General features: G+C 72.7%; 17 protein-coding genes and 1 pseudogene. 9 read left to right on the forward strand and 9 right to left on the reverse strand.

Going from position 1 to position 20,595, the window contains the following annotated elements:
- Positions 1-76: 76 nt before the first annotated feature.
- The gene (locus ACFWA9_RS03050) at positions 77-895 is read left to right on the forward strand and encodes a class I SAM-dependent methyltransferase (protein ID WP_380382622.1); all 819 of its coding nucleotides are present in this window, start codon (positions 77-79) and stop codon (positions 893-895) included.
- 119 nt (positions 896-1,014) lie between these two features.
- On the forward strand, positions 1,015-1,359 hold the full coding sequence (locus ACFWA9_RS03055; RefSeq protein WP_380382623.1) for a VOC family protein: 345 nt from the start codon (positions 1,015-1,017) through the stop codon (positions 1,357-1,359).
- Between the two features lie 244 nt (positions 1,360-1,603).
- On the opposite strand, the gene ACFWA9_RS03060 is transcribed toward ACFWA9_RS03055, so the two are convergent.
- The 4 genes from ACFWA9_RS03060 to ACFWA9_RS03075 form a co-directional block, all read right to left on the reverse strand.
- Positions 1,604-4,042, reverse strand: a complete 2,439-nt coding sequence (locus tag ACFWA9_RS03060) for a PKD domain-containing protein (RefSeq protein WP_380382625.1) — start codon at positions 4,040-4,042, stop codon at positions 1,604-1,606.
- A 436-nt stretch (positions 4,043-4,478) separates the two neighbouring features.
- Positions 4,479-8,468 carry a hypothetical protein gene (locus ACFWA9_RS03065; RefSeq protein ID WP_380382627.1) on the reverse strand — a complete coding sequence of 1,330 codons (3,990 nt, stop codon included), beginning with the start codon at positions 8,466-8,468 and terminating at the stop codon, positions 4,479-4,481.
- A 916-nt stretch (positions 8,469-9,384) separates the two neighbouring features.
- Complete coding sequence (locus ACFWA9_RS03070; protein ID WP_380382629.1) at positions 9,385-9,618, reverse strand: DUF397 domain-containing protein; 234 nt, start codon at positions 9,616-9,618, stop codon at positions 9,385-9,387.
- On the reverse strand, positions 9,615-10,475 hold the full coding sequence (locus ACFWA9_RS03075; protein WP_380382631.1) for a helix-turn-helix domain-containing protein: 861 nt from the start codon (positions 10,473-10,475) through the stop codon (positions 9,615-9,617). Before ACFWA9_RS03075 ends, ACFWA9_RS03070 begins: the two co-directional genes overlap by 4 nt.
- A 196-nt stretch (positions 10,476-10,671) precedes the next feature.
- On the opposite strand from ACFWA9_RS03075, the gene ACFWA9_RS03080 reads away from it, so the two are divergent.
- The 4 genes and pseudogenes from ACFWA9_RS03080 to ACFWA9_RS03095 all read left to right on the forward strand — a co-directional run bounded on the left by ACFWA9_RS03080 (position 10,672) and on the right by ACFWA9_RS03095 (position 12,911).
- The gene (locus tag ACFWA9_RS03080; protein ID WP_359836564.1) at positions 10,672-11,106 is read left to right on the forward strand and encodes an ATP-binding protein; all 435 of its coding nucleotides are present in this window, start codon (positions 10,672-10,674) and stop codon (positions 11,104-11,106) included.
- A gap of 167 nt (positions 11,107-11,273) precedes the next feature.
- Positions 11,274-11,441 (forward strand): hypothetical protein, encoded by a 168-nt coding sequence (locus ACFWA9_RS03085; protein WP_380382633.1) that lies wholly within the window; start codon positions 11,274-11,276, stop codon positions 11,439-11,441.
- A 126-nt stretch (positions 11,442-11,567) separates the two neighbouring features.
- A pseudogene (locus tag ACFWA9_RS03090) lies at positions 11,568-11,675 on the forward strand (NUDIX domain-containing protein); the annotation flags it as partial.
- 426 nt (positions 11,676-12,101) lie between these two features.
- Positions 12,102-12,911, forward strand: coding sequence for an alpha/beta hydrolase (locus ACFWA9_RS03095; RefSeq protein WP_352290807.1), 810 nt, complete (start codon positions 12,102-12,104; stop codon positions 12,909-12,911).
- A gap of 276 nt (positions 12,912-13,187) precedes the next feature.
- Here ACFWA9_RS03095 and ACFWA9_RS03100 read toward each other — a convergent pair whose 3' ends face one another.
- Together ACFWA9_RS03100 and ACFWA9_RS03105 are read right to left on the reverse strand one after the other, a co-directional pair.
- Positions 13,188-13,640 (reverse strand): carboxymuconolactone decarboxylase family protein, encoded by a 453-nt coding sequence (locus ACFWA9_RS03100; protein ID WP_380382635.1) that lies wholly within the window; start codon positions 13,638-13,640, stop codon positions 13,188-13,190.
- Between the two features lie 63 nt (positions 13,641-13,703).
- Positions 13,704-14,354, reverse strand: coding sequence for a sigma-70 family RNA polymerase sigma factor (locus ACFWA9_RS03105; RefSeq protein ID WP_352290809.1), 651 nt, complete (start codon positions 14,352-14,354; stop codon positions 13,704-13,706).
- 77 nt (positions 14,355-14,431) lie between these two features.
- Between ACFWA9_RS03105 and ACFWA9_RS03110 the strand changes: the two genes are divergently transcribed.
- Positions 14,432-15,259 carry an alpha/beta fold hydrolase gene (locus tag ACFWA9_RS03110; protein ID WP_380382637.1) on the forward strand — a complete coding sequence of 276 codons (828 nt, stop codon included), beginning with the start codon at positions 14,432-14,434 and terminating at the stop codon, positions 15,257-15,259.
- Between the two features lie 115 nt (positions 15,260-15,374).
- Here the strand turns inward: ACFWA9_RS03110 and ACFWA9_RS03115 are convergent, their stop codons facing one another.
- From ACFWA9_RS03115 to ACFWA9_RS03125, 3 genes are all read right to left on the reverse strand, one after another.
- Positions 15,375-16,589, reverse strand: coding sequence for a serine hydrolase domain-containing protein (locus ACFWA9_RS03115; RefSeq protein ID WP_380382639.1), 1,215 nt, complete (start codon positions 16,587-16,589; stop codon positions 15,375-15,377).
- A 453-nt stretch (positions 16,590-17,042) separates the two neighbouring features.
- Positions 17,043-18,233 carry a serine hydrolase domain-containing protein gene (locus ACFWA9_RS03120; RefSeq protein ID WP_380382641.1) on the reverse strand — a complete coding sequence of 397 codons (1,191 nt, stop codon included), beginning with the start codon at positions 18,231-18,233 and terminating at the stop codon, positions 17,043-17,045.
- Positions 18,234-18,461: 228 nt separating this feature from the next.
- On the reverse strand, positions 18,462-18,869 hold the full coding sequence (locus ACFWA9_RS03125; RefSeq protein ID WP_380382643.1) for a RidA family protein: 408 nt from the start codon (positions 18,867-18,869) through the stop codon (positions 18,462-18,464).
- Positions 18,870-19,022: 153 nt separating this feature from the next.
- On the opposite strand from ACFWA9_RS03125, the gene ACFWA9_RS03130 reads away from it, so the two are divergent.
- The gene (locus ACFWA9_RS03130; protein WP_380382645.1) at positions 19,023-19,403 is read left to right on the forward strand and encodes a winged helix-turn-helix transcriptional regulator; all 381 of its coding nucleotides are present in this window, start codon (positions 19,023-19,025) and stop codon (positions 19,401-19,403) included.
- 171 nt (positions 19,404-19,574) lie between these two features.
- Positions 19,575-20,561 carry an aldo/keto reductase gene (locus tag ACFWA9_RS03135; RefSeq protein ID WP_352290815.1) on the forward strand — a complete coding sequence of 329 codons (987 nt, stop codon included), beginning with the start codon at positions 19,575-19,577 and terminating at the stop codon, positions 20,559-20,561.
- Positions 20,562-20,595 lie beyond the last annotated feature (34 nt).

Genomic DNA, 20,595 nt, shown 5'->3' on the forward strand with positions numbered 1-20,595 from the left:
CGGAAGCCGACCGTGCCGTGCGTCCGGTCGTCGTCATCGGTTGGGGGTTGCCCGGGTCGCTGGTTAGCGTGGCGGTATGACTGAGAACCCGGGAGCCGCTGACTGGCGCGCGGTGAATCGTGCCAACTGGGACGAGCGCGTCCCGATCCACACCGCCGGGGCGTTCTACGACGTGCCCGGCTTCCTCACCGGCAAGGACCCGCTGCGGGACTTCGAGCTCGCCGAGGTCGGCGACGTCACCGGGAAGACGCTGGTCCACCTGCAGTGCCACATCGGCCTGGACACGCTGGCGTGGGCCCGGCGGGGCGCCACGGTCACCGGGCTGGACTTCTCGGCGCCGGCCGTGGCCGAGGCCGAGGGGATCGCCAAGGAGATCGGCGCGGCCACGGCCCGCTTCGTCACCGCCGATGTGTACGACGCCGTCGAGGTGCTCGACGGCCGCACGTTCGACATCGTCTACACCGGCCTGGGCGCGCTGTGCTGGCTCCCCGACATCGACCGGTGGGCCCGGACGGCGGCCGCGCTGGTCGCCCCGGGCGGATTCCTCTACCTGGCCGAGTTCCACCCGTTCGCCGACATCATGGCGGAGGACGGCCGGACCGTCGAGACGGACTACTTCCGGCGCGACCCGATGGTCTGGGACGAGCCCGGTACCTATGCCGACCTGGGCGCGGCGACCACCGCCAACGTGACGATCGAGTGGCAGCACGGGATCGGCGAGGTGCTCAGCGCCCTGGTGGCGGTCGGCCTGCGGGTGGAGTTCCTGCACGAGCACGACTTCACGCTGTTCCCCCGCTTCCCCGTGCTGGAGTCGGAGGACGGCGCCTACCGCTACCCGGCCGGGCAGCCGCGCGTGCCGCTGATCTACTCGATCCGCGCGACGAAGCCGGTGTAGGGACGGGCACGAGCGCCGGCGCAGTCGGCCGGCTGGGACCGGGCGGCGAACCGAGCGGTCCTTCGGCCAGGCTCGGGGCATGGTCTCGGTGTTGCAGAACGTGGCGATCGACTGTGCGGATGCCTGTGCGTTGGCTCGGTTCTGGAGTGAGGTGCTCGGCCGTCCGCCGCATCCGGGAGGACAGGCCGGGTGATCCGGAAACCGAAGTGATGCTGCCGGAGGGCCCGCTGTTGCACTTCAACCAGGTGCCGGAACCGAAGACGGTCAAGAACCGGCTCCGCCTGTGCCTGCGTCCGGAGACCACGCGCGAGGAGGAGGTCGAACGCCTGCTGAACCTCGGGGCCATCCTCGTCGATGACCGCCGGGAGCCCGAAGGTCCCGGCTGGGCCGTCCTCGCGGACCCCGAGGGCAATGAGTTCCGCGTTCTCCGCGGTGCGTCCGACCGGGCGGCGATGTCCTCCTGAGGCTGGAGCAGGCAGCCGTCGTGGGCCTTGCTCGCGGCGGGCTGGGCCGTCTCGATGGCCAGGACTCCAGCCCTCCGAAGCCCCCTGACAGGGCTGAGCCGGCGCTCAAGCCCCATGGAGCGTGGCGCCGTCCGCCGGGCCTTCCAGGGCCGCCCCGACCGGTGTGTGAGCCGAGCCGGAATCTGTGGGAAAGACGCCGGGGCCGCGCTCGGTCGAGCGCGGCCCCGGGGTTCTCGGTGCGATGTCAGTAGGTGGAGGTGTAGAGGGTGTAGGCGACGTCGGCGCGGCCCGCGTAGGCGTTGCTCAGTGCGAAGACGTGGGTGCTGGGGCGGAAGACGCCGAAGGTGGTGCGGCCGGTGCCGAGCCAGTCGCCGACGACGGGGAGGTCGCCCTTCTCGCCGTAGGTGGCGGTGGAGACGCTGCCGTCGTCGTGGCGCAGGATGAAGAGGTTGGGGTCGCCGGCGTTGCGGCCGGGGCGGAGGACGCCGAACTGGGCGTGCTGGACGCCGTCCCAGTCGCCGACGACGGGGAGGTCGCCGGGGTCGCCGAAGCGCAGGGTGGTGACAGTGCCGTCGTCGTGGCGTACGGCGAGGAGGCCGGCGCTGGGTCGGTAGACGGCCAGCTGGTCGTTCCGGCCGCGGTCCCAGGCACCGACCACGGGGACGTCCCCCGGATCGCCGAACTGGACCGTCGACACCGAGCCGTCACCGTGCTTCAGGGCGAAGGTGGAGGTACTGGGACGGTAGATGCCCGACTGGCACTGGCAGGTGTTGTCCCAGTTGCCGACGACGGGGAGGTCGCCCGGGTCGCCGAAGCTCCAGTTGCTGGAGGGCGTCGAGTCGGACTTGTTGTACGAGAGCGCCCAGCGGCCGTTGTCGAACAGGCCGTTGTGGCTGGTCGGGCCGCCGAAGTAGCCGGTGAACGGCACGCCCGCCTGCGGGCCCGCGACCCGTACGGCCCGCGAGCTGCTCGCGGAGCGGCCGTGGTCGTCGGTGACGGTTTCGGTGATCGTGTAGGTGCCGCCGACGCCGTACTCGTGGGTGAGGGGCGCGGGCGTGTTCGGGCCCTGGACGACGGCGGGGGCGGTGCCGTCACCGAAGTCGAAGACGTGCCGGGCGACCGGCCAGGGGCTGGTGGTCTGGGCCGCCACCGTGACCTGGGCGCGGGACCGGTCGCCGTTGCCCCAGGTGAACTGCGCCCTGAGGTCCGGGACCGGGGCGATGGTGACCTTGCTGGTGGCCGTGCGGACCAGGCCGGATTGGCTGGTGCCGGTCAGCGTCGCCGTGTAGGTGGCGGCGGCCGGGTAGTCGTGGTCGGGGAAGCTGAACCCGGACCGGACGGCGAGGGGCGCGCTGCCGTCCCCGAAGTCCAGCGTTCCGGTGCCCGACCAGCCGGCCGAGAAGTCGCCCCAGAAGGACGCGTTGAGCGGGTGGTCCCGTACGGGCGCCGGGCGGCCGCTCAGCTCGACGTGCAGCGGGTCCTGGAGTTCGATGGCTCCACGGTCCCGGAAGCCCGCGGGGGCGGTGTCGGGGAGGGGGTGGTCGGCCGGCGCCCGGTCGTAGAGGTCGGTGGCCAGCATGCCGGGGGCGGTCGGGTCGGCCGCGTCCGTCAGGCCCACCGTGCCGGCCGGCTCGTACTCCATCGCCTGGTTGAACTGCGGGTTCGCGTCGTTGTCGTGCGCGCCCTGCCCGGTGGCCCGGAAGGCCTCGGGGGTGGCGTAGGACGTGCCGCCCCAGGAGTAGGAGACCGGGCTCGACCGCAGGACGGAGTTGTAGTCGACCTTGGTGCCCTGGGTGGAGCCGGCCGACACCACCAGCGGGGTCGCCGTGGGATAGGTGCCCGTGCACTGGGAGGCGGGCCACTTGTAGAGGATGTTGTTCTCGACCACGGCCCCGGTGGAGGTGCCGGCGAGCTCCAGGTCGGTCTGGCAGTTGCGGGCGAAGGTGTTGCCCACCACGATCGTGCCGGGCGCGTCGGTGGCGATCACGCCCCGGCCGGTGGCCTCCACGATCTGGTTGGTGGTGACGACGGTGCCGCTCACCCCGGCCTCGACGGCGACGCCGGCGACGGGCGCCCCGTAGGACCGGGTGCGGCTGACCGTGACGTCCGCGCTGGTCCCGGTGACCCGGATGGTCGGGGTCGCCTCGGGGTAGGCCCGGACGCCGTTGAAGACCGGGTTGCCGCCGGACACGTCGTTCCGGTCCAGGACGATCCGCGCGGAGTCCTTGACGAGTACGGCCTCCTGCGGGGCGGCGAGGCTGAGGCCGGTCAGGGTGACGTCGTGAACGCCCTCGAACACGAAGGCGTGCGCCGCGGGGGTCTCACCCTGGCCCCACGAGTCGGTCCCCACGAGCGAGGACGGCGTGTCGTAGGGGATGCCGCCCTTGAAGACGATCGGCTTGCCGGGCAGACCGGAGCGCTTGATCGTGACCTGGCCGACGAGCCGGAGGTTGGGTGCGATCTGGACGGTCTGCCCCGGTTCGGCCACGTTCGCGGCGGCCTGGACGGTGCAGAACGGCTGCGCCTGGGTGCCGGTCCCGCCGTCGGAGCAGTTCGCGTTGTAGGCGTTGTTCACGTGGAGCACGGCCGCGCTCGCGGCGTGGGCGGTGAACGGCAGCACGGTCCCGGCGACCGCGGAGCCGGCGATCGCGGCGGCCAGGCCGACGCGACGGGATATTGCCACGGGCGGAGTTCCCCCTGATATGACACGGCGTGAGGTGCGGCGCTGTCCCGACTGGCGCGCCGACAGAAGGCCCTTCCCAGGCAGACTGCAGGAAAGGGCGGCACAAGTATCCACGAGCCCTTCACGCCGCCTCAACCGGGTATCCCGTCGGTGCGGACGACGTCGGTGGGACACCGGGAAGCGAAGACGGTGCAGGTGGAGTCGGTGCGGCCGCTCGGGCGTTGCCGGGGCGAAGCAGTGGGCGCGACGGTGCGGCTCAGGGCCTTGGCGGGAACCTGGCCGGTACTCGATCCGTGCGACCAAGGCGGTGCAGGAGGGCGGACCCCCGCGCCGGTCGGAGCGGGGACGCCCCCGGAAACGGCGCTGCCGCGCCGCCCGGTGGTCCGGGCGGCGCGGCAGGCTCTCCGTCTGCGCGGAGCGGGCCGGGGCCGAGGGCTCAGGCCGAGAAGTAGCCGATCAGGTCGGCGACCACGTCGGTGGCGCCCCACTGGTTGGTGAACGACACCCGCCCGTCCACCACGGGCACCATCACCAGCGCGGACACGACTTCGCCCGGCCGGTAGTTGATGTTCGAGGCGTCCGGACGCTCCGTCCCGTGCGGGTAGACCGTCAGGAAGCTGGTGTCGGTCGGCCACACCACGGTGACGTTCATCAGCACCTCGGTGACGCCGGTCGAGGGCACCCCCTCGACCCCGGCCACCTTCAGGCTGACCACGTCGCCCGCCCCGCCCAGCGCGCCGATCCGGGCGCCCTCGCCGGTGCGGGTGTCCATCAGCCGCACCAGGTCGGACGCCGAGTAGGTGGCGCCCTTGGCGGAGTAGTACCCGACGACGTCGACCCCGAGGTCGACCTCGCCCCAGGCGTTGTACAGGTCCACCTTGCCGTCCGCGCCCACCGGGACGGTCACCAGGTTGGAGACGTTCTGCCCGGTGGTGAAGTTGACGTTCGACGCGTCGGGCACCCCCTGGCCGTGCGGGTACGCCGTGACGTACCCGGTCCGGGTGGGGTTGACGGCGGTCACGCTCATGACGACCGCCGTCACGCCGGTGGTCGGGACGCCGGCGACCCCGGTCACCTGGAGCGGCACCACGCCGCCCCAGCCGACCCGGCCGGCTGGCGCGCCGACGCCCGAGACGGTGTTGAGGATGCGCGTCGGGTTGATCGGGCTCAGCAGGGAGCCGGCGCCGCCGTCCGTGTAGTACCCGGCGATGTCGACGCCGAGGTCGACCTCGCCCCAGGCGTTGCGCAGGTCCACCTTGCCGTTGGACAGCGGCACGGTCACCAGGTTGGGCACGTTCTGCCCGGCCGCGAAGCTGACGGTCGGCAGGTCGGGCACCGGCCGGCCGCTCGGGTACACCGAGATGGCGCTGTTCCGGGTGGGGTTGACGGCCGTCACGTTCATCACGACCGCGGTGACGCCGGTGGCCGGGACCCCGCCGACGCCGGCGACCTGCAACGTCACCACACCGCCCTGACGGACCCGGCCGGCGGGGGCTCCGACGCCCGAGACGGTGTTGAGGATCCGGGACGGCGGGACGGGGACGAACCGGCCCTTGGCCGCGGCCTGGGCGGCCTTGACGGTGAACGCGTTGGCGAGGACCGTGCGGTAGCCGTCGGCCTGGATGTCATAGCTGCCCGGCGCGAGGCCGTTGGTGTCCACCAGGACGTGCAGCGAGGTGCCGTCGGCGTTGACCGAGAGCGGGGTCACGAGCGGCTGGGTCGGGCTGCCGTCGCGGCGCAGACCCAGCTTGCTGCCCAGGGTGAGGCCGCTGCCGCGGATCTCCACCTGGACCCGCGTCCCGGCGGCGCCGGTGGCGGGGTTCACCGCGCCCACCGTCAGGGGGTTCGCCGGACCGGTGCAGTTGGGGTACTCGCAGGTGCCCTGGAAGCTGTACTCGATCGGCGTCGCGGCCCGGCCCGGACCGATCACCAGGATCGCCCGGCCGCCCTCGGCGGAGGTGGTGCTCTGGCAGCGGGCCCCGAACACGCCGGAGTTGTTGCCGCACTGGTAGCTGAGGTCGCCGGTGGTCCACTTGCCGGGGCTGAGCAGCCAGACGAACGGCTGGACGCCCGAGGTCGCGCTGGTGACGCCGGACACCGTGAAGGACTGCGAGGGCTGCATGTCGATCACCGCGCAGTACGCGGTGGACGACTCGGTGAACACCCCGCTGCGGGTCGGGAACCCGGCGATCGACGCCTGGTGCGCGGTGCACTCCGGCGCCCAGCCGCTCGACGTGCCGACCGTCCAGGTGTCCACGTTGGCGTGGATCGCGGTGCCGCCGTACCCGGCCGCGACCACGACCATGGTGTACGAGGTCGAGCCGGTGAGCTGGCAGGGGTTCACGGCGCCGGCCCACTGGGTGCAGACGTACTTGCCGTCGGCGTCGATGACCTGCGACTCGACCGTGCCGTCCGAGGAGCGCGCCGACAGCCACAGCTTGTCCGTGGCGGCGGCGGTGACCCGCACGCACCGGGCGTCCAGCGCCGAGGTGAGCTCGATCGGGAGGGACGGTCCGCCGAAGGCGGTGGACGCCGGGCCGAGGCAGTTCGCGGTGGGCGAGATGTCACGCCGCACCACCTTGTAGGTGTCGCCCCAGGTGCTGTTGGTCAGCAGCGCCGTGTACGCCACACCGGGGGTGAACCGGCAGTTGAAGGCCGAGCTGCTGCCGGTGGAGCAGACCACGGTGCCCTGCGGGTCCACCACCTGCACCGAGGCGTTGACCCGGTTGGCGGTGTTGGTGTAGTCGAACTGCTCCGCGGTGGAGTGCCGGTCGGCCGGCAGGCCCAGGCAGGCCTGCTTCACGGTCGCGGTGAGCGTGAACTCCGCGCCCCAGCTGCCGTCGTAGGGGCTCTGCGGCCAGGCCAGGCAGCCGGCGGTGTCGCCGGTCCGGTGAACCACCAACTGGTAGGCCTGGCCCGGCGTGCCGGTCAGCACCACGCGGAACGGCGCGGTACCGGTCAGCCGGCAGATCGCCGACGGGTAGCCCTCGTTGACGCACTGCTTGGCGCCGGCCGCGTCGAAGACGGCGGCGGTGGCGTACCCGTCCGTCGTCGGCGGCCGGTTGAGCAGGTAGACGCCGGTCCCGGTGGCCGTCGGCAGGGTCAGGCAGTCCGCCCGGCCGCGCGCGCCGAAGGTACCCGCGGCCGCGCCGGAGACCAGTCCGTCGTCCTTGCCGGCGGTGCAGCCCCGGGTCTCGCTGTCCGAGCGGAACACCATGCCGAACGCCGGGTTCTCGAACGTCCGGGCCTCAAGTGCCCAGGTGTAGGTCCCGGGTGTCAGGTCGCAGCCGACGCCCTGGTAGCAGTCGCCGGTGAGCCGGACGCCGTCGGCCGTGTACAACTCGCCGGACAGGGTGGTGCCGTCGGCCGTGACCGGCGCGAAGGAGTACTTGCCGGCGGTGGGGACGTGGAGGAGGCGGCAGCGCACCGTCGAGGTGAGGTCCGGTGCGGACCCGAACGCCTGCGGTTCGACCGTCAGGCAGCCCTCGGCCGGGGCGAGTCGCTCCACGGCGAGGTTGTAGGCCACCGAATCGCCCCAGGTGCGCTGCACCAGGACCCGGAACGGTGCCGGGCCGGCGAGCTTGCAGACGACCGGGTCGCCGAAGCCGTGCGCGCACAGCTCGGTGCCGGTGGCGTCGAAGACCTGCTCGTTGGGCAGGCCGGAGACGTACGTCCGCAGCGTGTCGCCGGCGGCGAGGTCCAGCGTGTAGCAGTCGCCCGCGGAGCCCTGGGGCAGCGTGCGGGAGAAGGCGTTCCGCGCGCCGAGCCTGCGGTCGGCGGCGGTCACCGCGGTGCAGCCGGCGCCGGAGAGCAGCGGGAGGTAGGACAGCGAGACGCCGTTGGACCGGAAGTCGCCGTTGCGGACCGCCAGCGTGTACGTGCCCGCCTGGCCGGTGGCGCAGCGCAGCACGGTGGAGAGGTTGGCGCAGCTGACGGCGGTCCCGTCCGGCGCGGTCAGCTGCGGGTAGACCGGCGAGTAGACCGCGACGGCCTGGACGAAGACCACGTCCTTGGGCTGCGCCAGCGTGAAGGTGACGGTGGCCGTCTTGTCCGGGTCGATCGCGCAGGTGGCGACCGTGCCGGGAGCCAGCGACGCCGGACAGGGACCGGTCGGGTCGGCCTCCTTGAGCGCTTGGACGGCGGCGTCGCGCGCGGCCTTCGGGTCCACCGCGGGCGGTGCCGGGGCCGTCGGGCCGGCGGTGGGCACCGGCTCCGCGGTGGTGCTCGGGCTCTGCCCGGCGGGCTCGCCCGGTGCGGCGGTCGGCGTGGTCGTCGGCGCGGCCGCCGGCTCGCTCGCGGACGAGGTGGCCGCGGGCGGATTCACCGCGGCGGCGGCCGGGTTGATCTGGCCCATCAGCGTGGCCAGCACGGCGAACAGCAGGACGGCCGGCGTGGTGGTGACCGCTCGTATCCGTCGGTGTCGCACACGTCTGCCTGACGGCAGCATGCTCATCTCTTCCCCCATCTCAGGACGTGCCTGACTGACTTCCATGGACCGCTGCGGGAGCTCAGCGCAGCCGGGAGTCTAGCGAGCCGGACCGACATCGTGATCATGGGCTCCGGCAGGGACGAGGGTGCCACGGGAGCCCCGCGTGCGCGACGGGATTAATCCGGCCGGGCCGGCCTGGCGCGCCGTGCTGTCGCTGTCGTCGGCGGACCCTTGAGGCGGGAGTTCAGGGATGCTCTGACGCCCCGTCCGCGGCCACCTCCGTGAGCCGCCGGAACCGCCCCGGGCCGGGCCCCGCGCCGTCGCGGTGCCCGGCCCGGGAGCGGTCAGGTGTTGGTTCAGTGGCGGGGCGAGGACGACGGCGGCCGCGCCGACGCCGACCAAGGCCAGGGCGCGACCGGCTTGGCGGCGCAGGCCCGGTCCTGCGCCGGTGTCGGGCAGCGGGCCCGGTGAGGGCGAACCCCACGCGGTGGGGGACGGGGCGGGTGTGGGTGTGGGGGTCGGGCGGCCTGATGCCCTTGGTCTGCAGGAGGTAGTGCTCCTCCCAGCCGTCGTCCAACCACCAGGCGCCGGGGACGTGGTGGATGCTCCCGTCGTGGCGGTCCACCAGGTAGTGGCCGCCGTTGCCGACGGGGCGGTCGTGCACGTCGCGGGCGCGGAGGTGCTCCGCCGTGTTCCAGAAGACGAGCCAGCCGACCGAGTGTTGCTGCACCGAGTAGACGACCCGCTCGGGTGCCGGCTCCTTCCAGGGCCACGACGACTACTCGTCGGCCAGGAATGACTCGACGAGTTCGACGGCGCGCTCCTCGGAGATCACGCCTTCATCCTTCACCACGGGTCAACCGGGCTATCGTCGGCGGGCCCTGCCCGGGGCGGGCAGGGCCCGCCGCGTCGGTCAGGCGGTGAAGTTGGGGGAGTGGGCTTCGATGGCCTTCACGAAGGCGCTCCACTCGGCCTGGTCGAAGGCGAGGTGGGGGCGGGTGAGGTCCTTGTCGTCACCGAGCCAGACGTCGCCGTTGGGGAAGCGGGCGATGATCACGCAATCCCCGTTGCCGTCACCGGAGAAAGGGGACTTGACCCAGGCGGCGGTGGCGGGATCGTGGTCGTAGGGGTTGTGCTTCTCGCTCACGTCAGCTCTTCCAACTTACGTTCAAGGGCGGCGATGGTGTCCTCCGGAGACAGCGCGTGCCGCTTGACTCGGCCGATGACTCGCTCGGCCCGTCGTACGTCACGTCCCGTTCTACGCGGGAGCATACCGCCGACGGCCTCGATGAATACGAAACCGTTTTCGGGGTCGTCAGGGAAGCGCATCAGGGTGATTCCGGACGAGAGGATGCCGGGGCGCCCCGCGCTCAGAGGCACCATGCACAGGGCGACGTTTGGGTAGCGGGCGACCTTGATCGTGTGTCGGATCTGCTCGGTCAGGGTTGCTCGATCGCCGGCCACGAGAAGGGCGACTTCGCCGAAATAGGCTTCGAACGTCAGCACCGGATCCTGCGTCAGGCGACGTTGGCGAAGGATCCGGACCTCCGCTCCCGCCTCGACGCGTTCCTCATTCGGAGAGTCGAGCCCGGCGGCGATCATCTCCTTTGCGTAGCGCTCCGTCTGAACCAGGCCGGGGAAGGCCGAAGGGAAGTAGTTCAGTATGTGCGACGCGTCGGCTTCGAGAGCAAGGTACTCGGCGAAGGCCGGGGTGATGGCCTCGGCGTAGTCGAGATCGCGCCACCACTGCTTGGGCGGTCCTGCGCCAAGGAGGTTCTCGAAGTCTTCCCTCTCCTGGCCCGTGACACCGACGTGGTCCAGCAGTGTGGCCAGGTCGGCGGCCGTGATCTGTTGCTGGGCCCGTTCGATCCTGCTGAGCCGACCGGGGCTCCATCCCTTCAGGCCAGTCGTCATGCCGGTCAACGTCTTGTTGTTCTCCAGCCGCCAGGCGCGCAGTTCATCGCCGAGGCGGATCTGCCTGATTGCTGACAGGTCCTTGCTCAAGTCGCGCCCCTCCGTTCGGGTGTGGGCGACCAGTCTCACCAGATGGAGGGTGCGGACTCAAGTCCATTTCAAGATCAATTAATTTCTTCGAGCATTGCGGTTGCGGTTTCGAATTCGCATCCCCCACACTCAACGTGACCGCACGAACACGCTCCTGACGGGGTGTTGAGATGCGAAGGGGCGAACTATGTCCACTTTGAGCAGACCTGTCCTCCAGACCTGGGAAGCAGTCCTCACCGAGCACGCGGGCTCGGTGCGGACGGCTCGCCATCAGGTCCGTCAACGACTCACCGAGTGGGGGTGGCAGGGCGAGCGCGTCGACGATCTCGTCCTGATCACCTCGGAACTCGTCACCAACGCCGTGGTGCACGCCTGCCAGGGCCACGGTGAAGTCCGGATCTACCTCCAGGAGTTCGGCGGCGATTGCCGCCTGGAGGTGTGGGACCCGCGTTACGACCTGCCGCTCCAGGAGCGGCGGCCGCGCCGCTTCAACGAGGGCGGGCGCGGGATCGAGCTGGTCCGGGAGCTGGCCTTCGACTTCGGCGTGGTCGTGCGTCGCGGAGCGGGCAAGCGCGTCTGGGTGCGCGTCCTGCTCGCGGACGCCGATCCGCCTCCCCTTCTCAGGAATTGAGCACCATGCAGTGCCGAGCGAAGCACCGCCGCCGTCCCAAGCACCGCCGCCGCATCCTCACCGGACGTGATCACGCCTCGCGCGAAGGTCATCCGGTCCCGCGAGCCGGCTCCGCCGGTCGCCCCGCCAACCGCCCCTCGACCGCCGAACTCGTCGCCGTCGCAGTCGTGTTCGTCATCAGCCTCGGGCTCGCCTTCGTCGCCGCGGCCCTGGTCGGCCCCGGTGAGCCCGCCACCGCCCGGGTCGTCTGGTGGACGACCCTCGCCGCCGCCCTGATGCGGGGCGTCACCTGGTCGGACACCCTCCTCGACCGCCGCCACCAGGAGAGGGGGTAGCCCATGGAGCCGCGCATGTCCGACACGCAGCTGCCCACCCGACACGCGGCGGTCGTCGTCGCCCGTGACTCCTGAGGCCTGGTCGCCGTACCGACCGCCCCGTCTCCTCTGCACGGTGGCGCGTACCTGTTCCTCCCCGGCGGGCGCCAGGAGCGTGGGGAGACCCCCGAGGGGTGCGCGAGGCGTGAGCTTCGCGAGGAAGTCGGGATCACCGCCGAAGCGTGGCGCCCGCTCGGCTCGTACGCCATCGTGCCGGGCTCCACGGCGCGGCTCCACCTCCTCGGGGCCCGTGGCCTGACCGTCGGCCCGCAGGAGCCGGTGCCCGGTGAGGGCGGGTTCGAGCGGATGTGGGGGTCGATGGCGGACGCCCGTGCCGCCGTCGGCGAGGGGCGGTTGCTCCTCCAGGGTGGCCCGCCGGCCCTGCTCCTCACGGACCGGTCGCCGGTGGCGGCCGGGGCCGCTCGCCCGGTGTCCGTCACCCTCGGTGAGAGCTGCGGCGGTGGGCCCCGGGGAGGGGCCACCGCAGGGCGGGAACAGCGCTCCGTCACCGCCTCCCGGTCGGGGCACGGTGTTCGGTCCGCTGATCCGACCGGTGCCCACACGGGTGTGTCAGGCTTGTCGGAGAGGGGCTGGAGCACGACCGCGGTCGGGAGGCTCGCGATGGCCGAGATACAGGTGAACGGGGTGTCGCTGTACTACGAGGCCCGGGGTGCCGGGCCGGGCGTGGTGCTGGTCCACGGGTCCTGGAGCGACGCCGACAGCTGGGCGCGGGTGGTGCCCGGGCTGGCCGAGCAGGCCACCGTGGTCGCCTACGACCGGCGCGGGCACAGCCGCAGCGACGACCTGCTCACCCAGGGCTCGGTCCACGAGGACGCGGCCGACCTCGCCGGGCTGATCCAGGGCCTCGGTCTCGCCCCCGTCTTCGTCTGCGGGGACTCCTACGGCTCGCTGATCACGCTGCGCCTCGCCGCCGCCCGCCCGGACCTGGTGCGCGGCGTCGCCGTGCACGAGCCGCCCGGGACGTCGATGCTGCTGGCCGACCCGGACCTGCGGCCCATCGCCACCGCGTTCGCCGGCCGGATCGCCGACGTGCGGGAGCTGCTGGAGCAGGCGGAGTCGGCGGCCGCGGCGGAGCTGTTCGTGGAGACGCTCGCCTTCGGTCCGGGGGCGTGGGCCCAGCTGCCCGCGCCGATCCGGCACACCTACATCCGCAACGCCCCGACGTACCTGGACGAGTTGCGGGACCCGGACGCGCTGGACCTCGACCTGACCGCGCTGTCCCGTTTCACCGAGCCCGCGCTGCTCACGCAGAGCGATGACAACGCGCCGATGTACGGCGAGGTGCTGGACATGATCGATCTCGCGCTGCCGAAGGCGGAGCGGCACCTGTACGCGGGCGCCGGTCACGCTCCGCATCTGTCGCAGCCGGAGGAATGGGTGCGGGTGACCCTCCCGCGCATCCTGGGGTGAGGCGCGCGTGGGGGGCGTGCACCCATAGCGCGCACGCCCCGTGATGGTCGCCGACCGCGGTGGGCGGCCGGCGGGACGGCGGCGGGAGGCGGCCGGGGCCGGGTTCTGCATGCTTCGTCTCCAAAGGTCGTACGCACCGGAACTCGGTGCCGGGAGAAGAGTCGCAGGGTGCTGCGTCCACGAACAGCTGTCGGGCGCTGGTTCGCCTGATGGAGGGAAGGATGTTTGCGGTCCCGCCGGAACTCCGCCCCCGTGGGTGGGACTCGGCGGAGCGCCTCACGCGGCTCCGGGCGTCCTGCGGGTAGCGACGTTCATCCGGTTCCAGGTGTTGACCGTGAAGATCAGCGCGATGAGCTGGGCCAGCGCCTTCTCGTCGAAGTGCGCGGCCGCCTCGTCGTAGACCGCGTCGGAGACGCCCTGCGGCAGCAGTGTCACCGCCTCGGTGAGGGCGAGCGCCGCGCGCTCCTCGGCGGTGAAGAGGCTGGAGTCCTCCCAGGCGCTCAGCTGGTAGATGCGCTCCTCGCGCTCGCCCGCCCGGCGGGCGTCGCCGGTGTGGTAATCGATGCAGTAGGCACAGTGGTTGAGCTGCGAGGCGCGGATCTGCACGAGTTCGACCAGGACCGAGTCGAGGCCCTGGCGGGAGGCGGCGTCCAGGGCCAGGACGGCCTTGAAGACCTTCGGGGCGACGGCGGAGAGGTTCATGCGCTGGGGGATCTGAACGGGTGTCATGCGTCCGAGCCTAGGAGCGGATGCGGCCCGCGAGATGGTGCTTTCCGTAGGGGATTCGGTGGGTCAATTCTGCGCGGGATCCCCTGCGTCGCCGCCCCGCAGCCGGTCGCGCTGCACCTGGTGGGCGAGGGCGCGGCGCACCGAGGCGGAAGCGGCGGCGGTCTTCGGCGAACCCGCCGGAGGCGCCGTGCGCGCGGCGGGGACGTCCAGGGCCCGGCTGATCGCGTCGTAGGCCGCGCGGTGGCCGGCGGGCAGCCGCTCCCGGTGCACCCGCAGGTCCTCTTCGAGCAGCCGGCGCAGCTCGTCGACGCCCTGGGGGGTGAAGCGCTTGCGGCCCCGGGCGAGTGCGGTGACGTGCCGGGTGCAGTGGGCGCGGTCGTCGAGGGTCTCGGAGACCTCCTCGGCGAGGCCCCAGAGGCGCCCTTCGAGCCAGGGCGTGTCGTGCTGGTCGAGCGAGACGTCCAGCGGGGGGTGCGGCTCGCCGCTCCCGTGCCTGGCCACCTGCTTGGAGACGGCCGGCTGGCTCATCTCGGTGAGCCGGGCGATCCTGCTCTGGCTCCAGCCGAGGCCGACGAGCACCTGGATCATCTCGGTGCGCAGGGTCCGCATCTCCTCACCGGCCCGGATGACCTCGTTCATGCCGGCGATGATCCGCTCGGCCTGGTCCTCGGTGAGGGCCTCGTACGTCGGGTGGGTGTCGCGCTCGCCTGCCATGACTCGGTTATACACCTGCGGCGGCGCTGCCCATAACCGGGTTGTATAACCTGGTTATGAGTGCCATGATCCCTGCCATGCCCACCTACTCCGCACCCGACGGCACCCGACTCGCCTACCGCGTCCACGGGGCCGGCGACCCGCTGCTCTGCATACCCGGCGGTCCGGCGGACTCCCGCTACCTCGGCGACCTCGGCGGCCTGTCCGCGCACCACCGGCTGATCGTCCCGGACCTGCGTGGCACCGGTCGGTCCGCCCTCCCCGAGGATCCCGCCTCCTACCGCTGCGACCGCCTCGTCGACGACATCGAGGCCCTGCGCCGCCACCTCGCACTCGACCGGGTCGACGTGCTCGGCCACTCCGCCGGCGCGAACATCGCCACGCAGTACGCGGCCCGCCACCCGGCGAACGTCCGCAGGCTGGTGCTCGTCGGCCCCGGGACGCGGGCCGTCGGCATCGAGATCGACGGGGGGACCCGACGCGAGGTGGCGCGGCTGCGCAGCGGCGAGCCGTGGTTCCCGGCGGCGTACGCCGCGCTGGAGGCGATCACCGAGGGGACCGGCACCGACTGGGCGGCCGTCGACCCGTTCTTCCACGGGCGGTGGGACGCGGCGGCGCGCCAGGTCCAGGAGGCCGGGCGGCCCGGCAACCCGGAGGCCGTCGCGCGGTTCGCGGCCGACGGCGCCTTCACCCCCGGGGCGACCAGGGCGGCGCTCGCCGCCCTCCCCTCGCCCGCGCTGCTGCTGACCGGGGAGTTCGACCTGAACAGCCCGCCGCGCCCGGTCGCGGAGTTCGCCGCACTGTTCCCCGACGCCGAGCCGGTCGTCCAGCCCGGGGCGGGCCACTACCCGTGGCTGGACGACGCCGACCGGTTCGTGGCGACGGTGGCCGGCTTCCTGGGGTGACGGGCCGGCGGGTGGTCCGGGCCGGGCTTCCCGGGGTGGCGTGGGCCGGCTTCCTGGGGTGACGGGCCGGCGGGTGGTCCGGGCCGGGTCCGGGCCGGGTGCGGGCCGGTGCGGGTCAGCGGCAGAGGGCCGTGCGCACCACGTCGTCGACGCGGGACCGGGACGGCTGGTCGGTCAGCTGGACGGTCACCGCCACGTTGGCGGCCCGGCCGTCGGTGGTGACGCCGCCCCGGGTCTCGAACCCGGGGAAGCTGCCGCCGTGACCCCAGTAGACGCCGGGGCCGCACGGCAGCGGCATGCTCACCAGGCCCAGTCCGTAACCGGCGCCGGGGCCGAAGGTCTCCTCGGCGGGAACGGTGTCCTGCATCTGGCGGAGCTGCTCGGGCAGGAGGAGGCGGCCGGGGGTCAGCAGCGCGCTGTAGAAGCGGTTGAGGTCGGAGTTGGTGGAGACCAGCTGACCCGCCGCCCAGCCCCAGGAGGGGTCCATGTCCGTGATGTCGACCAGGGCGCCCGCCTCGTCCCGGTAGTAGCCGTGGGGGTGGGCCTCCCGGATGGTCGCGTCACCGGGGGCGGGGAAGTAGGTGTGGCGCAGGCCGAGCGGCTTGATGATGCGTCGCTCGATCTCCGTGGCGAGCGACCGGTGGGTGACGCTCTCGACGATCAGGCCGGCCAGCACGTAGTTGGTGTTGCTGTACGCCCAGCCCTTCCCCGCGTCGAAGTCGGCCGGGTGCCGGAGCGCGATGCCGACGAGCTCGCGGGGGTCGTAGTAGCGGACGTCGTCGTCGAGGTACTTGCTGTAGTTGGGGAGTCCGCTGGTGTGCTGGAGGAGCTGGCGGACGGTGATGCCGTTCCCGTCGATGCCCGCCCCGGCGCCCTCGCCGCGGACCAGGCCCGGCAGGTAGTCCTCGACCTTGGCGCCGAGGTCGATCCTGTGCTGGCCGACCAGCTGCAGCATGACCGCCGCCGTGAAGGCCTTGGTGTTGCTGCCGATCCGGACCTGTCCGTCGTCGGGCACCTTCGCGCCGGTCGTCACGTCGCCCACCCCCGCGGTGTAGGTGCGGGTGCGGCCGTACCGGTCGGTGACGCTCGCCAGTGCACCGGGAGTGCCGTCCGACCGCAGCAGTGCGGTCAGCCCCTGCTGGACGGCGTCCGGCCGGGACGTCCCGGAGGTCGCGGACGTCCCGGAGGCCGCGGAGGCCGCGGGCGCCGCGAGGAGCCCCATCGTCATGGCGCCCCCGGCCACGGCGGCCGCGGCCCGCAGGGCCCTGCGCCGGCCACCGCCCTGCTGCCGGTCGGAAGAACGGAACCTCTGCGATGCCTGCTCGCGCACGGGGCAACTCCTGGGTGGTCGTCGGGAATCCAGCGGTAGGTGCTGGTCCCAGCATGTCCAGGGGCGACCGTCCGGGGCGATCCTGCTGTCCGCCCAGGTGAGGGTAGGGCTAACCCCCCGTCATCCCGGTCCGATCGGGCAGCGGTGGAGAGGGGGCGGAGGCCAGGTGCGGGGTGGCGGCGTCAGTCGGGCGTGCCGGGCGTGCCGGACGTGGCGGGCTTACCGGGAGTGTCGGGGACGGCGAGGGCGTCGGGGACGGCTCGGGTGTCGGGCGTTCCGGGGGTGGCGGCGGCGGTTCCGGTGGGGCTCGGTCTTCTGCACATGAGGGGCTCTCCACGGTTCGACGGCGTGTGCCCGGGACTCTAGTCATGGACGCGTCAGGCCGGAAGGGGGCGTACGGGCGCAGCCGCGCGGGCCCCCGTGCGCCGGGGCCCGCGCGCAAAGGTGAGGTGGTCAGTCGCCGAGGCTGTCGCGGACGGCCTCGACCAGGCGATCGGCCCGCGCGTCGCCGTGGCCGATCATGCGGTTCGCCGTGTAGGCGAAGCCGATGCCGAACTCGTCGTCACCGAAGGCGAACTGGCCGCCGGCGCCGTCGTTGCCGAAGCTGCGGGCGCCGAGCATCGGCCGGAACGACGGCGAGGGGAGCAGGACCCCCGAGCCCCAGCGGGCGCCCAGGTCGAAGCCCAGGAAGCCGGGGCCGGAGGAGAGTTCACGGACGGCGTCGGAGACGGTCGCCGGGGAGAGCAGCCGCTCGCTCCGCCCGCCCGTGGGGCGCTCGACGCCGGTGACGGCGGCCGCGTACAGGCCGGCCAGACCGGTCGCGGAGGCGACGGCGCCCGCCCCCGGCAGCTCGACGGCGTGCAGCGCCGGGTCGTTCCACCCGCGCGGCTCGTCCAGGCCGGGGAAGACGAGCGCGCCGTTCATCGTCACGATCCGGGTCAGCAGGTGCTCCGGGCCGGGCAGCGGGCGGCGGCCCTCGGCCTCCACCAGCCGCGCCAGGCGGCCGAGTTCGGACGGCGGAAGGCCGAGCCAGGCGGACAGCCCGAGCGGCTCGCCGATGGTCCGGCGGAAGAAGGCGCCCGGGGTGAGGCCGGTGATCCGCCGGACGACCTCGCCGAGCAGGAAGCCGAAGACGTGGCCGTGGTACTCGAAGGTCGTACCCGGCTCCCAGAGCGGCTGTTGCTCCCCGATGGCGCGGACGACGGGCGCCCAGGCGGCGATCTCCTCGAAGGAGAGCGCGGCGTCCAGGGCCGGGAGCCCGGCCCGGTGGCCCAGGACCATCCGGCAGGTGATCGCGTCCTTGTCGTACCGGCCCGTGCGCTTCGGATCGGCGTCCGGGCCCGCGAACTCGGGCCAGTAGCGGCTCACCGGGGCGTCGAGGTCGAGCAGGCCCTGCTGCGCGAGGAGGTGGACCGAGATCGCCACGAGGCCCTTGGCGCAGGAGAAGACCGGGACGACGGTGTCGGCCTCCCACGGCCGGCCGGTGCGCTCGTCCGCGACGCCGCCCCACAGCTCGACCACCTTGCGGCCGCCGGCGAACACCGTGACGGCGGAGCCGAGTTCGGGGAAGCCGGCGTAGTTGCGCGCGAAGGCGTCGGCGACCGCCCCGAACCCTTCGTCGGCCCACCCCTGGTGCTGCTGCATCGGTCCGTCCCTCCACGTGCGACCGCACCCGGCGGCCAAGATCATCGACCGGCCCACGGTACGGCGCGGGGCGGCCCGGCCACGAACGATTTACGGGGGCGGGGGCGGGGGCGGGAGCGGGGTCGGAGCGGGGGAGCGGGACCGGGGCGGGGGGCGGGAGCCGGGGCGGGGGAGCGGGGCCGGTCGGCGGTGGTGGCGGGTCGGGGCCGATCCGTGCTGCCGGGCCGGTCAGTCGAGGACGGCGACGGCCTCCACCTCGACCAGGTGCTCCGGCACGTCCAGGGCCGCGACGCCGATCAGCGTGCCGGGCGGCACGGGGGTGACGCCTAGTGCGGCGGCCGCGCGGCCGACTCCCGCCAGGAAGAGGGGCAGCTTGTCGGGGGTCCAGTCGACGACGTACACGGTCAGCTTCGCCACGTCGTCGAAGGAGGCGCCGGCCCCGGCCAGCGCGGTGGCGACGTTGAGGTAGCACCGCTCCACCTGGGCGGCGAGATCGCCCGCGCCGACGGTGACCCCGTCGGCGTCCCAGGCGACCTGCCCGGCCAGGAAGACCAGCCTCGATCCGGTCGCGATCGACACCTGCCGGTAGGCGCCGATCTCCGGCAGTCCGGTGGGATTCAGCAGGGTGATGGCCATGGTGCCGGTCTCCTTCGCCTTCGTCGCGCAGGGTCGGGCGGGCCTGCCCCGCCCCGGTCCCGCGCCGTCCGTGGTCACTTGTGGTTACTCAGGAACCATAGGAGAGTGAGTTCTGACATGGAAGAACGCACTTTCCAGTGACGGGGGAACCTCATGGTGACCAAGCAGTTCGGCGACTCGGCCGAGGAAGCCGACCTCCGGCGGGCGGACTCCCTGGCGCGGGAGATCTTCTCGGACGTCGCCAACAAATGGGCGCTCCTGATCATCGAGGCCGTGGGTGAACGCACCCTGCGGTTCAGTGAGTTGCGTGCCGAGGTGGAGGGCATCAGCCACAAGATGCTGACCCAGAACCTGCGCATGCTGGAGCGCAACGGCCTGGTGGAGCGGCGGGTGTTCCCCGTGGTGCCGCCGCGGGTCGAGTACACGCTCACCGAGCCGGGCCTGGGCCTGCGCGACACCGTCCACCGGATGTGCGACTGGACCCGCCGCAACCTCGACCACATCGAGACCTCGCGCAGCAGCTTCGACGCCTGAGGTGTCGCGTCCGGCCCGTGTTGTCCCGGACTGCCCTGGCCGGTGCGGGGTTCGCCCGGCGCCTGGCGCCATACCAGCCGGACCTGCCGGACCTGCCGGACCCGCCGGACCCGCTATCCGGTCTGGGGAATGTGCTGGACAGCGGGGCCGGTGCGGCAGATGGTGGGCAGCATGGAGTTCACCCATCTCGGCCGTACCGGCCTGACCGTCTCCCGACTCTGCCTGGGCACCATGAACTTCGGCCCGCACACCACGGAGTCCGACGCCCACCAGATCATGGACACCGCCCACGAGCGGGGCATCAACTTCTTCGACACCGCCAACTCCTACGGCCGTGACGAGGAGGGCAACCAGAAGGGCCGCACCGAGGAGATCATCGGCAGATGGTTCGCCCAGGGCGGCGGCCGCCGCGAGCGGACGGTGCTCGCCACCAAGGCGTACGCGCCGATGGGCGACTGGCCGAACGAGGGCCGGCTCTCCGCGCTCGCCATCCGCCGCGCCGTCGAGGCCAGCCTGCGCCGCCTGAACACCGACCACATCGACCTGTACCAGATGCACCACATCGACCGGGACACGCCCTGGGAGGAGATCTGGCAGGCGATGGAGGTCCTGGTCGCCCAGGGCAAGATCATCTACGTCGGGTCCAGCAACTTCGCCGGCTGGCACATCGCCCAGGCCCAGGAGGCGGCCCGCTCCCGGCACTTCCTCGGCCTGGTCAGCGAGCAGTCCCTCTATAACCTGATCGACCGCACGATCGAGCTGGAGGTCGTCCCCGCCCTCCAGCACTACGGCCTCGGCCTGCTGCCGTGGTCCCCGCTGCGCAGTGGTCTGCTCGGCGGCGTGCTGCGCAAGCTGCGCGAGGGCGCCGCCGTCCGCGGCGCGATGGGCCACGCGAGCGAGGTCCTGGAGGCCAACCGCGAGCGCATCCAGGCCTATGAGGACTTCGCCGCCGAACTCGGCGCCGACCCGGCCGACCTCGCCCTCGCCTGGCTGCTCAGCCGCCCCGTGGTCACCGCGCCGATCATCGGCCCGCGCACCGCCGCCCACCTCGACGCGGCCGTCGCCGCGCTGGACCTCAAGCTCGACCAGAAGACCCTCGACCGCCTGGACGAGATCTTCCCCGGCCACCGCCCCGCCCCGGAGGACTACGCCTGGTAGGACGGGCCGGCCTCTGGCGCGGTGTCACTCGTCC

This window comes from Kitasatospora sp. NPDC059973 (assembly GCF_042737525.1).
Lineage (GTDB): Bacteria > Actinomycetota > Actinomycetes > Streptomycetales > Streptomycetaceae > Kitasatospora.